This is a genomic window from Microbacterium sp. P03 (genome assembly GCF_043556235.1).
Taxonomy (GTDB): Bacteria; Actinomycetota; Actinomycetes; order Actinomycetales; family Microbacteriaceae; genus Microbacterium.
The window spans coordinates 202,500-217,239 of the sequence record NZ_JBIGIM010000002.1 but is presented as its reverse complement, the minus strand read 5'-3'; the positions used below and the strand labels follow the sequence as shown (position 1 = coordinate 217,239).

13 protein-coding genes are annotated in these 14,740 nt (G+C 68.3%); 6 read left to right on the top strand and 7 right to left on the bottom strand.

The features are described 5' to 3' along the window. Nucleotides 1-33: 33 nt before the first annotated feature. The 7 genes from ACFXOO_RS08180 to ACFXOO_RS08150 form a co-directional block, all read right to left on the bottom strand. Nucleotides 34-1,347 carry a thymidine phosphorylase gene (locus tag ACFXOO_RS08180; RefSeq protein WP_394563301.1) on the bottom strand — a complete coding sequence of 438 codons (1,314 nt, stop codon included), beginning with the start codon at nucleotides 1,345-1,347 and terminating at the stop codon, nucleotides 34-36. Then, the gene (locus ACFXOO_RS08175) at nucleotides 1,344-1,745 is read right to left on the bottom strand and encodes a cytidine deaminase (RefSeq protein WP_378841124.1); all 402 of its coding nucleotides are present in this window, start codon (nucleotides 1,743-1,745) and stop codon (nucleotides 1,344-1,346) included. Before ACFXOO_RS08175 ends, ACFXOO_RS08180 begins: the two co-directional genes overlap by 4 nt. A 70-nt stretch (nucleotides 1,746-1,815) precedes the next feature. After that, nucleotides 1,816-3,096: an ABC transporter permease gene (locus ACFXOO_RS08170; protein ID WP_378853572.1), complete on the bottom strand. Its 1,281-nt coding sequence runs from the start codon at nucleotides 3,094-3,096 to the stop codon at nucleotides 1,816-1,818. After that, nucleotides 3,093-4,418, bottom strand: coding sequence for an ABC transporter permease (locus tag ACFXOO_RS08165; RefSeq protein ID WP_394563300.1), 1,326 nt, complete (start codon nucleotides 4,416-4,418; stop codon nucleotides 3,093-3,095). Before ACFXOO_RS08165 ends, ACFXOO_RS08170 begins: the two co-directional genes overlap by 4 nt. Then, complete coding sequence (locus tag ACFXOO_RS08160) at nucleotides 4,415-5,935, bottom strand: ABC transporter ATP-binding protein (RefSeq protein WP_378841131.1); 1,521 nt, start codon at nucleotides 5,933-5,935, stop codon at nucleotides 4,415-4,417. Before ACFXOO_RS08160 ends, ACFXOO_RS08165 begins: the two co-directional genes overlap by 4 nt. A 113-nt stretch (nucleotides 5,936-6,048) precedes the next feature. Then, nucleotides 6,049-7,161: a BMP family protein gene (locus tag ACFXOO_RS08155; protein ID WP_378841134.1), complete on the bottom strand. Its 1,113-nt coding sequence runs from the start codon at nucleotides 7,159-7,161 to the stop codon at nucleotides 6,049-6,051. A gap of 149 nt (nucleotides 7,162-7,310) precedes the next feature. Next, nucleotides 7,311-8,426, bottom strand: coding sequence for a mannose-1-phosphate guanylyltransferase (locus ACFXOO_RS08150; protein WP_378841137.1), 1,116 nt, complete (start codon nucleotides 8,424-8,426; stop codon nucleotides 7,311-7,313). A gap of 230 nt (nucleotides 8,427-8,656) precedes the next feature. Here ACFXOO_RS08150 and sdhC point away from each other — a divergent pair, with 230 nt between their 5' ends. From sdhC to ACFXOO_RS08120, 6 genes are all read left to right on the top strand, one after another. Beyond that, a complete protein-coding gene (gene sdhC / locus ACFXOO_RS08145) occupies nucleotides 8,657-9,091 on the top strand; it encodes a succinate dehydrogenase, cytochrome b556 subunit (protein ID WP_378841139.1) in 435 nt (144 codons plus the stop codon). Beyond that, nucleotides 9,091-9,537, top strand: a complete 447-nt coding sequence (locus tag ACFXOO_RS08140; protein ID WP_378841142.1) for a succinate dehydrogenase hydrophobic membrane anchor subunit — start codon at nucleotides 9,091-9,093, stop codon at nucleotides 9,535-9,537. Before sdhC ends, ACFXOO_RS08140 begins: the two co-directional genes overlap by 1 nt. A gap of 37 nt (nucleotides 9,538-9,574) precedes the next feature. Further along, the gene (gene sdhA / locus ACFXOO_RS08135; protein WP_378853568.1) at nucleotides 9,575-11,380 is read left to right on the top strand and encodes a succinate dehydrogenase flavoprotein subunit; all 1,806 of its coding nucleotides are present in this window, start codon (nucleotides 9,575-9,577) and stop codon (nucleotides 11,378-11,380) included. Nucleotides 11,381-11,382: 2 nt separating this feature from the next. Next, nucleotides 11,383-12,168 carry a succinate dehydrogenase iron-sulfur subunit gene (locus tag ACFXOO_RS08130; RefSeq protein ID WP_378841146.1) on the top strand — a complete coding sequence of 262 codons (786 nt, stop codon included), beginning with the start codon at nucleotides 11,383-11,385 and terminating at the stop codon, nucleotides 12,166-12,168. 72 nt (nucleotides 12,169-12,240) lie between these two features. Continuing rightward, complete coding sequence (locus ACFXOO_RS08125; protein WP_394563299.1) at nucleotides 12,241-13,443, top strand: MFS transporter; 1,203 nt, start codon at nucleotides 12,241-12,243, stop codon at nucleotides 13,441-13,443. Between the two features lie 9 nt (nucleotides 13,444-13,452). Next, nucleotides 13,453-14,715, top strand: coding sequence for a YihY/virulence factor BrkB family protein (locus tag ACFXOO_RS08120; protein ID WP_394563298.1), 1,263 nt, complete (start codon nucleotides 13,453-13,455; stop codon nucleotides 14,713-14,715). The last annotated feature ends 25 nt before the right edge of the window (nucleotides 14,716-14,740 follow it).

Genomic DNA, 14,740 nt, shown 5'->3' with positions numbered 1-14,740 from the left:
GGACAAGAATGACGGATGCTGCGCCGAGGCGCTTCAGGCGGTGATGCGTTCCCGCACGAGGGGGGCCGCGGGGGGAGCATCCGTCCCGACATCCCAGGCGCCCTCGACGGCGTCCAACGCACGCTCGAAGCGCGCGGGATCATCTGCGCGCAGGGTGAACAACGGCTGGCCGACCGCGACCGCATCGCCCGGCTTCACGTGGAGGTCGATCCCCGCGGCGTGGACGACGGGGTCCTGCGCGCGTGCACGGCCCGCGCCGAGACGCCACGCGGCGATACCGAACGGCAGCGCGTCGATACGCTTGACGACACCCGCCCGGGTCGCGGAGACCGTCTGGGTCTCGCGGGCGACCGGGAGCGCGGCATCCGGATCGCCGCCCTGCGCGCGGATCATGGCACGCCAGGAGTCCATGGCGCGACCGTCGCGGAGCGCCGCCTCGACGTCGGCGTCGGGTTGACCGGCGAGCGCGAGCATCTCGCGCGCCAGGGCCACGGTGAGCTCGATGATGTCGGCCGGGCCGCCGCCGGCGAGCACGTCGACCGACTCCTGCACTTCGTTGGCGTTGCCGATGGCGAGGCCGAGAGGCGTGTTCATGTCGGTGAGCAACGCGGTGGTGGCCACGCCGGAATCAGTGCCGAGCGCGACCATGGTGCGCGCGAGCTCCCGCGCGTGGTCGATGTCGCGCATGAAGGCGCCCGAACCGAATTTGACGTCCAGAACGAGCGCGTCCGTTCCCTCGGCGATCTTCTTCGACATGATGCTCGATGCGATCAGCGGGATCGCCTCGACCGTACCGGTGACATCGCGCAGCGCGTAGAGCTTCTTGTCGGCGGGGGCGAGTCCGCTCCCCGCAGCGCAGATGACCGCGCCCACGTCCCGGAGCTGGGCGAAGAGCTCGTCGTTCGACAGAGCCGCACGCCAGCCGGGGATCGACTCGAGCTTGTCGAGGGTGCCGCCGGTGTGACCGAGCCCCCGCCCCGAGAGCTGGGGTACGGCGACTCCGAACGAAGCGACGAGCGGCGCGAGCGGCAGGGTGATCTTGTCGCCCACGCCGCCGGTCGAGTGCTTGTCGACGGTCGGCTTGCCGAGGTCCGCGAAGCTCATGCGCTCACCCGAGGCGATCATCGCGTCGGTCAGCACACGGATCTCGTCGCGGCCCATGCCGTTCAGGAGCACCGCCATCGCGAACGACGCCATCTGCGCGTCGGCGACGTAGCCGCGCGTGTAGGCGTCGACCATCCAGCGGAGCTCCGGTTCGGCGACCACGCCGCCGTCGCGCTTGGCGCGGATGACGTCGACCGCGTCGAACGCCTCCACCGCCGGGCCCTGTTCCTGCGCGGAGGTCACCGGGCCGCGTCCTCGAGGTCGCGCGGACCGAACGCGTCGGGCAGCACCTCATCGATCGTGCGGATGCCCGACACCGTCTCGAGCAGCATCCCAGGCAGTGCGAATTCGTACAGCAGCTGTCGGCATCGACCGCACGGCATGATCGTCTCGCCGTTGCCGTTCACGCAGACGAAGGCGACGAGTTCGCCGCCGCCCGACATGTGCAGGTCGCCCACGAGCGCGCACTCCGCGCACAGCCCGACACCGTACGACGCGTTCTCGACGTTGCAGCCCGAGACCACGCGCCCGTCGCTGACGAGAGCGGCCGCTCCGACCTTGTAGCGGGAGTACGGGGCGTACGCGCGCTCCATGGCGTCGGTGGCGACGGCACGCAGCTCGTCCCAGTCGATATCGGTCACAGTGGGCCTTCCTTGCAGAGCGGAACGAGAACAGCGGATGCCGCGGCCGGGCCGCCGTCGCAGTCCACGGTCATCCCTTGATGTAGGGCTGACCGTCGGCCGCGGGCGCCCGGGAGCGTCCGACGACACCGGCCACGACGAAGATCGTCACGACGTACGGGAGCATGAGCATGAACTCGCTGGGCACCGGCGATCCGATGACGCTCAACGTGTTCTGCAGGCTCGACGCGAACCCGAACAGCAGCGCGGCCAGCGTCGCTTTGATCGGGTCCCACTGGCCGAAGATCACGGCCGCGAGCGCGATGAAGCCGGCGCCCGCCGTCATCTCCTTGTTGAAGGCGATGCCGTTGCCGATCGTGAACACCGTGCCGCCCAGACCCGCGATCGCGCCGGCGAGCAGAACGTTCCAGAATCGGGTGGCGTTGACGTTGATGCCGACGGTGTCGGCGGCCTGCGGGTGCTCGCCGACGGCGCGCAGACGCAATCCCCAGCGCGTGCGGAACATGGCGAACCACACGAGGGCGACCGCGATGTACATGAGGTAGACGATGATCGTCTGCCGGAACAGCACCGGTCCGAGGACGGGGATCTCGCTCAGGATCGGGATCGGGATGCGGTCGAAGCGCGGCGGATTGTTCAGCGTCGCCTGGTTGGGCTGCAGCACCTGCGAGAAGAGGAAGCTCGTGAAGCCGGCGACGAGCACGTTGAGCACGACCCCGACGATCACCTGGTCGACGACGTACTTGATGGCGAAGGCGGCCAGGACGAAGGCGACCAGCATGCCCGCGACCATCGCGGCCACGAGGCCGAGGAGCGGCTGGCCGGTCAGGGTGGCGACGACGGCTGCACTGAAGGCTCCCGCGAGGAGCTGGCCCTCGATGGCGATGTTCACGACACCGACGCGTTCGCCGATCACACCGGCGAGCGCGCCGTAGATCAGCGGGATGGCGAGGGCCACCGCGCCGGCGAGCAGTCCGGCGACGGGGATCGTCGCCCCCGCACCCGCCCAGGTGAGAAATCCGACGATCGCCAGGAGGATGTAGGCCGCGATCAGCCAGAGCGGCGTCTGCCGGTACTGCCGCACCAGGAACGCGGCGCCGAGAGTGAGCGCGGCCAGCAGTGCGAAGACCACCCACACCGTCGCACCGACGGGCGCGGTCGCCACGGGCAGCTGCAGTGCATCCGCCTCGGTGGAGATGCGGAAGGAGGTCTCGCCGCCGCGGGGCGCGGCCAGCATGAGCAGGGCGTACAGCACCGTGAAGACGGCGAGCGCGATCGGAGCCTTCCAGCTGCGCACCTCCGCCGTGACCGTTGCCTGCGCAGCGACTGCACCATCCGTCGTCAGGGTCATTTCACCACCGCCCCTGCTTCTGCCTTGAGCTGCTTCTCCCGAGCCTTGCTGCGCCGGCGCTGGTCTCGCTCGGGCGACGGCAGGCCGAAGATGGTGCGCACGAGGGGCGGCGCGGCGATGAACAGCACGATGAGCGCCTGGACCACGGTGACGATTTCGATCGGGATGCCCTCGGCCGCCTGCATCGAGAAGCCGCCCGCCTTGAACGCCCCGAAGAGGATTCCGGCGGCGAAGGTGCCCCACGGCGTCGATCGCCCGAGCAGCGCCACCGTGATCGCGTCGAATCCGATACCGGCGTCGATGTCGGCGGAGAACCCCGTCGTGATCGTGCCCAGCACTTGATTCACGCCCGCCAAGCCGACCAGGGCGCCGGCGATCAGCATCCCGACGATGTACATGCTCTTGACGTTGATGCCCGCCACCCGCGCGGCCTTCGGGTTCTCCCCGACCGCGCGGAATTTGAAGCCCAGGCTGGAGCGGCTCAGGATCCACCACACCACGACCGTCGCGATGATCACGAGGATGAATCCGAAGTGCAGGTTGTACTGGGGCCCGAGCAGTTCGGGGAAGACCGCGGTGTCCTTCATCGGCGGCGTCTTCGGGTTGCTCGAACCGGGTGCCTGCAGGAGCCCCGGGGTGCGGAGCATGAAGGAGATCAGGTAGAAGGCGATGTAGTTGAGCATGATCGTGACGATCACCTCGTGCGCACCGGTCCACGCCTTGAGCGCGCCGGCGATCCCGGCCCACACCGCTCCCGCCGCCAGGCCCGCGAGGAGCGCGACCACCATGTGGATGCCCCACGGCAGGTCGAGCGAGAAGGCCACCCAGCCCGCCGCCGCCGATGCCATCAGCATCTGTCCGCGGCCGCCGATGTTGAACATGCCGATGCGGAACGCGAGCGAGACGCCGAGGCCCGCAGCGATCAGCGGCGTGGCGAACGTCAGCGTCTCGGTGAGGGGACGGATGCCGCGCTCGAAGCTCGGCGCACGGAAGTTGTAGACCGACCCCTGGAAGAGGGCGATGTATGCCCCCGAGACGGCGTTCCAGATCGCGACGATCGTGTCGCCGGGGCGGGCGAAGAAGTATCCCGCCGACGCCTGGACGTTCTCGTCGGTGAAGGCGATCATGATGCCGCCCACCAGGAGGGCCAGCACGACCGCGAGCACCGAGATCAGCGCGCTGCCCTGGGTGATCCGCAGGAAGGTGTCGTGCCACTTCGAGTTCTCGGGCGCGCCCGGCACGGGTGACGCCGGCACCGAGGCGGCGGCGGGCGGCCCGGCGATCGGCGTGATCGCCGCCCCACCGGTCAGGTTCTCACTCACGCGGCGACCCCTTCGTCTGTCGGCGTTTCGCCGGCCATCATCAGACCGAGCACACCGCGAGGCGTGTCTCCCGGGACGATGCCGATGATGCGCCCGCGGTACATGACGATGATGCGGTCGGCGAGAGCGGTCACCTCATCGAGTTCCGTGGAGACCACGATCACCGGGATGCCGGCGTCCCGCGTCTGGATGATGCGCTTGTGGATGAATTCGATCGACCCCACGTCCACACCGCGGGTCGGCTGGGCGGCGACGAGCAGCGACAGGTCGCGGCTGAGTTCGCGCGCCAGCACGACTTTCTGCTGGTTGCCGCCGGAGAGCGTGCCCACGGGGGCATCGATACCCGGCGCGCGCACGTCGAACTCCGTGAACTTCTCACGGGCGAACTCGGCGATGTAGCCGAGACGCAGGCTGCCGCCGCGCACGAAGGGCGCGCCGTTCGTGCGATCGAGCACGAGGTTCTCGGCGATCGACATCGGCCCGACCAGTCCGTCTTCGTTGCGGTCCTCCGGGACGAAACCGACGCCCTCGTCGAGGATGCGGCGCACACTCGCCCCGACGAGCTCCTCGCCGTTCAGCTGCACGGAACCCTTGACGCGCTGCTCGAGACCGACGAGGGCCTCGGTCAGTTCGGTCTGACCGTTTCCCTGCACCCCCGCGATCGCGACGACTTCGCCCGCGCGCACGTCGAAGCTGACGTCGTTGACGACGACCTGGTCCTTGGCGTCGATCACTGTGAGTCCCTCGACGACGAGGGCACGATCCCCGAGCTTCGGGGCGTCCTTCTGCACGGTCAGTTCGACCGAGCGACCGACCATGAGCTCGGCGAGCTCGGCGTTGGTGGCGCCGGGCGACGCCTCGCCGACGACCTTGCCGAGCCGGATGACGGTGATGCGATCGGCGACCTCACGCACTTCGCGCAGCTTGTGCGTGATGAACACGATCGACGTGCCGGTGTCCTTGAGCTGCCTCATGATGACCATGAGCTCGTCGGTCTCCTGCGGCGTGAGCACGGCGGTCGGCTCGTCGAAGACGAGCACCCGGGCGTCGCGCGAGAGCGCCTTGATGATCTCCACGCGCTGCTGCACTCCGACGGGCAGGTCTTCGACCAGCGCGTCCGGGTCGACGTCGAATCCGAATCGTGCCGAGATCTCGCGCACACGGGTGCGCGCGGCATCCAGGTCGAGGATGCCTCCCGCCTTGGTCGACTCGTGGCCGAGCATGACGTTCTCGGCCACGGTGAAGACGGGGATGAGCATGAAGTGCTGGTGCACCATGCCGATGCCGGAGCGCATGGCGTCACCGGGGCCCTGGAAGTTCTGGACGACGTCGTCGAGGAGGATCACGCCTTCGTCGGCGCGGTACAACCCGTAGAGGACGTTCATGAGCGTCGACTTGCCGGCGCCGTTCTCGCCCAGGAGGCAGTGGATCTCCCCCGGCTCGACGAGGAGGTCGATGTGATCATTGGCGACGAGGCTGCCGAACCGCTTCGTGATGCCGCGGAGTTCGAGCTTCATGATCCTCGATCCTAGTGAGCGGAACGCCCGGTGGTGGGTGCGAGCCGGCGGAAGTGCCGTCCGCATGCATGACGATGGGGAGGCTGGTCACCCAGCCTCCCCATCGGTCGGTGCTACTGGTTGAGGTACGACGTGACGGGGATCGATCCGTCGATGATGCCCGCCGTGATCGTGTCGAGCTCGCCCTGCAGGTCAGGGGAGACCTTCGACTCGAAGTCGTGGAACGGTGCGAGGCCGACGCCTTCGTTCTCGAGCGTGCCGACGAACGGGGTGGTGTCGAAGTCGCCCTGGCCGGCGGCGAGCACGGCGTCGCTGACGCCCACATCGATGCCCTTGCGAATCGAGGTCAGCAGCAGGTCCGCGACACTCGGGTCGGTCTCGAACACGTCCGCGTCGACGCCGATGAGGGCGATGTCACGACCGGAGTCGCGGATGACCGACGCGGCGCTCTGGTAGATCGGGCCACCGACCGGCAGCAGCACGTCGACGCCCTGGTCGACGAGACCCTGCGCGGCGTTGATGGCGTCCTGGTTGGCCGTGAACGCCCCGGTGAAGACGCCGTCCGTGCCGTCCCAGCCGAGAACCTGGACCGTGTCGCTCTTCTGCGCGTTCCAGTACTCGACGCCCTGCTTGAAGCCGTCCATGAAGATCGAGACCGTCGGGAAGTTCTGCCCGCCGAACGTGCCGACCTTCTTCGACTTGTCGGTCGAGTACGACGCGGAGGCGTAGCCCGCGAGGAACGCGGCCTGCGACGTGTCGAACACGATCGGCTTGATGTTGGGCGCGTCGGTCTCGCCGTCGAAGTCGTTGTCGACCACGTCATCGATCGAGACGAACTCGAGGTCGGGGTTGGCGGTGGCCGCCTCGCCCGCCGCCGACGCCAGGGCGAAGCCGACGGTGATGATCAGCTTGCAGTTCTGGTCGATGAGGCTCGTGATGTTCGGGGCGAAGTCCGCTTCGGAGTCGGACTGCACCGAGATGGGCTCGACGCCTAGGGTCTCTGCCGCCGACGTCATGCCTTCGAAGCCGAGCTGGTTGAACGACTTGTCGTCGAACCCGCCCGCGTCCGAGACCATGCAGGGGATGAAGCCGTCGACGGCGCCGCCCGCGGCGTCACCGGACGAGGATGCCGCCGGCGCGGGCGCCGATCCGCAACCGGCCAGCGCAACGAGCAGTCCGGCGGTGGCGATGACCCCGCCGAACTTCTTGGTGGTAGAGAGTGTCAACTCAGGCCTCCATAAAAAGGTGGCCCGCGCACTTCGCGGGCGACATTTTGAAGTTACCCACTATGACGGCGCGCTTGCATACCGGATCGCCCCCGGTGGGCCAATGGTTACAAAGACGCAACAGAGCCGTCGCATGCGGCCCTCACCTCTCAGAGGACGTCGCCGCGGCCCGTCAGCTTGAGGGCGTCGACGACGCCTTTCACACGCTGCGCGTGTTCGCTCGTGGTCACCAGCAGCGCGTCCTCGGTGTCGACGATCACGATGTCCTTCACTCCGATGACGCTGATCACGCGACCGGTCTGACTGACGACGATGCCGCTCGCGGCGTCGACGAGCACGCGCGCGTTCTCGCCGAGGATTGCCAGGTCGTTCTTGCGACCGTGGGAGTTGAGCTTCGCGAGGCTGGCGAAGTCGCCCACGTCATCCCATTCGAAGTGTCCGGGGATCACGGCGAGGCGCCCCTTCTCGGCGGCGGGCTCCGCGACGGCGTAGTCGATGGCGATCTTCGTGATGCTCGGCCAGACGCGATCGACGACCGGACCGCGGGCCTCGCGGTCGTCCCAGGCCTCGGCGAGATCCATCAGCCCGGCATAGAGGTGCGGCTGGTTCTCGGCGATCTCGCCGAGAAGGACGTCGGCACGGGCGATGAACATCCCTGCGTTCCAGAGGAACGACCGGTCGGCGTAGTACTCGCGCGCGGTCTCGAGGTCGGGCTTCTCGACGAAGCGGCGCACGTAGGCGGCCTCGGGGGCGCCCTCGACGATCAGCTCGTCGCCCTTCTGGATGTAGCCGAACCCCACGGAGGGTTCGACGGGAGGAATGCCGATCGTGCAGATGTACCCGTCGCGGGCGACCGCCACCGCCTGGCGCACGGCGTGGTCGAACAGACGCGAGCCGCGGATCACGTGGTCGGCGGCGAACGAGCCGATCACGACGTCGGGCTCCCGACGCGACAGGATCGCGGCGGCGAGCCCGATCGCGGCCGCGGAGTCGCGCGGCTCGGACTCCAGAAACACGTTCTTGTCGGGGATGCCGGGCAGCTCGCGCTCGACGGCCGCGCGGTGCGCCCGCCCGGTGACCACAGCGATGCGGTCGGCGCCGGCGAGCGGCTCGAGCCGATCCCAGGTGTCGCGTAGAAGGGTCTGGCCGGAGCCGGTCAGGTCGTGGAGGAACTTCGGCGCGTCAGCACGGGAGAGCGGCCAGAGCCTGCTGCCGATACCGCCCGCGGGGATCACTGCGTAGAAATCGTCGATCGGTTCGGCCATGAGCAGAGGATACCGGGACGGCGCGCGCCACCCCTGTCGGCGACTCCGTGCCGGCGCCCACGGCCATCCGGGGGCAGGTGAGGCAACCCTCATTAATGTCTTGACATCAAGATAGTTAGGCTTCCCCCCGGGCTCGGCGACAGGGCCCGCCATAGGATGAAGGCGCAGCGTTGCCGCTTCCACGAGGGTCGTGCCGCACTCAGGCTGGTGACGAAAGCAGGGAGGACGATGTGTCTGCAGACACACGCGTGACACCGTCGGTGTCGGAGACCACTTCGAAGGTCCCCCGCGGAACGCTCTACCGGGGCCGAGAAGGAATGTGGTCGTGGGTGTTGCATCGCATCACCGGTGTGGCCATCTTCTTCTTCCTCCTCGTGCACGTGCTGGACACCGCTCTGATCCGGGTCTCCCCCGAGGCGTACGACGCGGTCATCGGCACGTACAAGAACCCCATCATGGGGATGGGCGAGGTCGTGCTCGTGGCGGCCATCGCCTATCACGCCTACAACGGGCTGCGCATCATCGTCGTCGACTTCTGGTCGAAGGGTGCGCGCTACCAGCGCCAGCTCTGGTGGGTCGTTCTCGGCCTCTGGGCAGTGACGATGATCGGATTCACCCCGCGCCACCTGATCAATGTGTTCTCGACGATGGGAGGGGGCCAGTGATGACTTCCGCCGACACCATCGCCGCACCCCGCAGCGCCGCCCCGCGCAAGAAGGGCACCAATCTCGAGAAGTGGGGCTGGATCTACATGCGCGTCTCGGGCGTCGTGCTCGTGGTGCTCATCTTCGGTCACCTCTTCGTCAACCTCATGGTCGGCGAAGGCATCCACCAGATCGACTTCGCGTTCGTCGTCGGAAAGTACGCCTCGCCGTTCTGGCAGTGGTGGGACGTCCTCATGCTCTGGCTCGCGCTCATCCACGGCGCGAACGGCATGCGCACGGTCATCAACGACTACGTCACGACCGAGCGCACGCGCCGCGTGCTCGTCTGGGCGGTCGGGCTGTCCGCCGCCTTCCTCATCCTGCTGGGCACGCTCGTCGTCTTCACCTTCGACCCGTGCATCGGCGTCACCCCCGACAGCAGCCTCTGGGACATGTGCCAGGGCTGATTCCCCGGCGCACCGAGAGAGAAACGAAAGCATCCCCGTGAGCACAGAGACCGCAGACTCCTTCGTCAAGGACGGCGTGCACTACCACCAGTTCGACATCGTCATCGTGGGCGCCGGAGGTGCCGGTATGCGCGCGGCGATCGAAGCCGGACCGGGTGCCAAGACCGCCGTCATCAGCAAGCTCTACCCGACCCGCTCGCACACCGGGGCGGCGCAGGGCGGTATGGCGGCCGCGCTGGCGAACGTCGAAGAGGACTCCTGGGAATGGCACACCTTCGACACGGTGAAGGGCGGCGACTACCTGGTGGATCAGGATGCCGCCGAGATCCTGGCGAAGGAGGCCATCGACGCGGTCATCGACCTCGAGAACATGGGCCTGCCGTTCAACCGCACGCCCGAGGGCAAGATCGACCAGCGCCGGTTCGGCGGCCACACCGCCGACCACGGCAAGACCCCGGTGCGCCGGGCCTGCTACGCCGCTGACCGCACCGGTCACATGATCCTGCAGACGCTGTTCCAGAACTGCGTGCGTCTGGGCATCAACTTCTTCAACGAGTTCTACGTGCTCGACCTCATCACCGTCGTTGCGGACGACGGCACGACGCAGGTGGCGGGCGTCGTCGCCTACGAGCTGTCCACCGGCGACCTGCACGTCTTCCAGTCCAAGGCCGTCATCTTCGCGACCGGCGGCTTCGGCAAGATCTTCAAGACCACCTCGAACGCGCACACGCTCACCGGCGACGGCGTCGGCATCGTCTGGCGCAAGGGCCTGCCGCTCGAGGACATGGAGTTCTTCCAGTTCCACCCGACCGGCCTCGCAGGGCTCGGCATCCTCCTCACCGAGGGTGCCCGAGGTGAAGGCGCGATCCTGCGCAACGCCAGCGGCGAGCGGTTCATGGAGCGGTACGCACCGACGATCAAGGACCTCGCACCCCGTGACATCGTGAGCCGCTGCATGGTCCAAGAGGTGGCCGAAGGTCGCGGCGCCGGCCCGCACCGCGACTACGTGCTGCTGGACTGCACCCACCTCGGGGCGGAAGTGCTGGAGACGAAGCTCCCCGACATCACCGAGTTCGCCCGCACGTATCTCGGCGTCGACCCGGTCGTCGAACCCGTGCCCGTGATGCCCACCGCGCACTACGCGATGGGCGGCATCCCCACCAACGTCAAGGCCGAGGTCCTGAGCGACAACACCACGGTCGTGCCGGGTCTCTACGCCGCCGGGGAGTGCGCTTGCGTGTCGGTGCACGGCTCCAACCGCCTCGGCACCAACTCGCTGCTCGACATCAACGTCTTCGGCAAGCGCGCGGGCCGCAATGCGGTCGCCTACGTGCAGGACGCCGAGTTCGTGCCGCTGCCGGAAGACCCCTCGAAAGAGGTGCGCGAGCTCATGGAGAGCCTGCGCAACAATCCCGGCACGGAGCGGATCGCCGTGCTGCGCAAGACCCTGCAGGACGAGATGGACCGCAAGGCCCAGGTCTTCCGCACCGACGAGTCGCTCGGCGAGGTCATGACGGTGATCCAGGATCTGCGCGACCGCTTCCAGAACATCCACGTCGACGACAAGGGCAAGCGGTACAACACCGACCTGCTCGAAGCCGTCGAACTGGGATTCCTCCTCGACCTCGCCGAGGTCGTCGTCGTCACCGCCCGCAACCGCAAGGAGAGCCGCGGCGGTCACATGCGCGACGACTACCCGAAGCGGGACGACGAGAACTACATGCAGCACTCGATGGCGTACCTGTCGGGTGACGCCCACTCCTCGCACCCCGAGGATCACATTCGCTTGGACTGGAAGCCCGTGGTCATCACGCGCTACCAGCCGATGGAGAGGAAGTACTAGAGATGGTGTCGACTCTCGTAGAGACCACCGACGCGGATGTCGCGGACACCGCCGCCCCGGAAGACACGGGCGTTCAGGCGTTCCTCGTCACCTTCATCATCCGTCGCTTCGACCCCGAGGTGGACGCTGAGCCGCGCTGGGTCGATTACGACGTGGAGCTGTACTCGACCGACCGCGTCCTGGACGGGCTGCACAAGATCAAGTGGGAGGTCGACGGCTCGCTGTCGTTCCGTCGCTCGTGCGCGCACGGGATCTGCGGCTCCGACGCCATGCGCATCAACGGCCGCAACCGACTCGCCTGCAAGACGCTGATCAAGGACCTCGACATCTCGAAGCCGATCTACGTCGAGGCCATCAAGGGCCTGCCGCTCGAAAAGGACCTCATCGTCGACATGGAGCCGTTCTTCGCCTCCTACCGCGACGTGCAGCCGTTCCTGATCGCGAACTCGGTGCCCGAGAAGGGCAAGGAGCGCGTGCAGTCGGTCGTGGACCGCGAGATCTTCGATGACACCACCAAGTGCATCTTGTGCGCCGCGTGCACGTCGTCCTGCCCCGTGTTCTGGACCGATGGGCAGTACTTCGGTCCTGCCGCCATCGTCAACGCGCACCGCTTCATCTTCGATTCCCGCGACGATGCCGCCGATGTGCGTCTCGACATCCTCAACGACAAAGAAGGCGTGTGGCGCTGCCGCACCACCTTCAACTGCACGGAGGCGTGCCCCCGTGGCATCGAGGTGACGAAGGCCATCGCCGAGGTCAAGCAGGCGGTGCTCCGCGGGAGGCGCTGAGCGCAGCATCCTGAACCTGCCCCCGAGCGAGATGTGCTCGTGGGCGCCGGCCTCGGCCGGTATGGTTCGACCGTGGACACCGCAGGGTCGCTGAAGCGTCGCTCCCGAGCGACGGTGTCCGCGGCGTATGCGGCGCAGGGGTTCGGCTACGCCGTCGTGGTGACCTCCCTGCCGGGTTTGAAGGACCGGCAGGGCATCGACGACACCGCCATCGCACTCATCGTCCTGCTGGTGTGCGTCACAGCGGCCGCCGGTTCGGTGCTCGCCGACCTCATCGCCACCCGGGCCGGCAGTCGTGCCGCCCTCGTGACCGGACTGGCCCTCGAGGTCGGCGGCATCGCCATCGTGGCCGCAGATGCTCCGCTCTGGCTGTTCATCGCCGGCTTCGCCGTCTACGGATCCGGGCTGGGCGCCGTCGACGCCGCAGGGGCCATGCAGGGCGTGCTGGTGCAGCGCGCCTACGGCCGAGACCTCATGGGCGGGTTCTTCGCCGCCTACACCGCCGCCGCGATTTTCGGGGCGCTTGCCGTGGCGGGTGCCGCCGCCGTCGGGTGGGGCGTGTCGGCGGCCCTCGTGGTCGTCATCGTCGTGGCCGCGTTCGTCGCGGGCTGCGGTCTCGTCTGGTTCGACCGCTCCCGCGCCGGCGAGGAGCGTCACGTCGCGGCCCGCACGCCCCTCCCCCGCCGCGGCATCTGGCTGTTCGGCTTCGTCATCCTCGCCGCATTCACGCTGGACTCGGGGGTGAGCACATGGAGCACGGTCTACCTGCAGGATGACCTCGTGGCCGCGGCCGTCATCGCCCCGCTCGGCTACGCCGCCTATCAGGTGGCGATCCTCCTCACGCGGCTCGCGACCGACAGGATCGTGGGGCGGTGGGGCGCGGGACCGGTCGTGATGGGCTCGACCGTGATCTCGCTGGCGGGGCTGATCGTGGTCGCGGCGCTGCCGTTCGTGGCCGCTGCGGTGCTCGGCTTCGCGCTCGCAGGGGTCGCCGTGGGCGCCCTGGTTCCGCTCGCGTTCACATCGGCGGGCCAGCTCGCGCCGCTGCGCAGCGACCAGATCATCGCGCGGGTCAACCTCTTCAACTACGCGGGCGCCGTCCTCGGCGCCGTGGTGATCGGGCTGCTGGCCGACGTGCCGGGACTCCCGCTCGCGTTCCTGATCCCGGCCGTGCTGCTCCTGCCGGTGCTCTTGCTCGCACGCAGATTCCGGGCCGCCGCGGGCCGGCAGGACGCGGTCGCGGCGACGACGGCGGGCGCATCCGCCGATCGATAACCTGGATCCATGAACCAGAGGGGTCCGAGGCAGAGCGAGCCTGGAGAGTCCGACCCCGCCGTCGATCCTGTTTCCGTGGCGCTCGAGGCGGCCCGCGAAGAAGAGACTCTGCGCGAGCGGTGGGAGATGACGCAGGACTCGCTCCGCGAACGGTTCGACGAGCCGATCGCGCGCGCCACCCGCGTCACCCAGGCGACCCTCGCGTGGTTCCCCATCCGCGTGTGGCGTCACTTCCTGCAGCACAACGGGTTCCTGCTCGCGGCCGGCGTGAGCTACCAGGCGCTGTTCGCCCTGTTCGCGGCGATCTACGTGGCCTTCGCGGTGGCCGGGCTCTGGCTCGGCGCCAGCCAAGCGGCGATCAACGCGATGATCGACGTCATCAACGGGTACATCCCCGACCTGATCAGCGCGACCGGCCTGTTCACCGAGGAGCAGGTGGCCGAGATCGCGACGCAGAGCGCCAACGTGCTCGGCGTGACCGGCTTGATCGCCCTCGCGACCCTGATCTGGACGGCGATCGGCTTCATCACCTTCGCGCGCCGCGCGGTGCGCGACATCTTCGGAATCGATCCGGATCGGCGCTCCTACCTCCTCCTCAAGGCGCGCGACCTCTTCGCCGCAGCCGTGTTCGGCGTCGCGCTCGTCGTCGGAGCCGCCGTCAGCTCGGCGGGCACGTGGGCACTGAGCCTCGTGTTCGACCTCTTCTCGTGGCCGACGGACTCGTTCGGCTACCTGCTCGGAGCGCGCGTGGCGTCGATCGTCGTCTCGTTCGCGCTGTACTCCGCGGCGCTCGCCTCGCTCGTGCGCTTCCTCACCGGAACGCACCTCGGTTGGCGTCGGATCCTTCCCGGCGCCATGATCGGGGGCGGCGCGGTCACGGTGCTGCAGATCGGCGCGGGATGGCTGCTCATCTACACCCCGTCGAACTCCCTGCTCGCGACCTTCGCGATCTTCGTCGGGCTGCTGCTGTGGTTCCGGGTGATCGGGGTGATCATCCTCACGGCGAGCGCCTGGATCGCCGTCGCCGCCAGCGACATGAACGTGCCGCTGATCCCCCAGACGGAGGACGAGCGCAGGCGGGCCGAGCACCGCGCCCTCCTCGTGGCCGCGAACGTGCGATTGCGCACCGCACGCGAAGCCCGCGAGAACGCGCCCTGGTACCGCGTGTGGTCCGCCGATCGAGCGGTGGCCGCAGCAGAGGCCGAGCTCGCCCACGTCGTGGCATCCGCCCCTCCTCCCCCGGTCCGCAGACCGGGCCTGCTGATGGAGTGACCGGCGCCGCGGGGTGTCGGAGGCC

Coding starts and splice junctions, on each gene's coding strand:
- ACFXOO_RS08140 (WP_378841142.1), top strand. CDS start 9,091: ATGACTTCCGCCGACACCATCGCCGCACCCCGCAGCGCCGCCCCGCGC.
- ACFXOO_RS08130 (WP_378841146.1), top strand. CDS start 11,383: ATGGTGTCGACTCTCGTAGAGACCACCGACGCGGATGTCGCGGACACC.
- ACFXOO_RS08120 (WP_394563298.1), top strand. CDS start 13,453: ATGAACCAGAGGGGTCCGAGGCAGAGCGAGCCTGGAGAGTCCGACCCC.
- ACFXOO_RS08150 (WP_378841137.1), bottom strand. CDS start 8,426: ATGGCCGAACCGATCGACGATTTCTACGCAGTGATCCCCGCGGGCGGT.
- ACFXOO_RS08160 (WP_378841131.1), bottom strand. CDS start 5,935: ATGAAGCTCGAACTCCGCGGCATCACGAAGCGGTTCGGCAGCCTCGTC.
- ACFXOO_RS08170 (WP_378853572.1), bottom strand. CDS start 3,096: ATGACCCTGACGACGGATGGTGCAGTCGCTGCGCAGGCAACGGTCACG.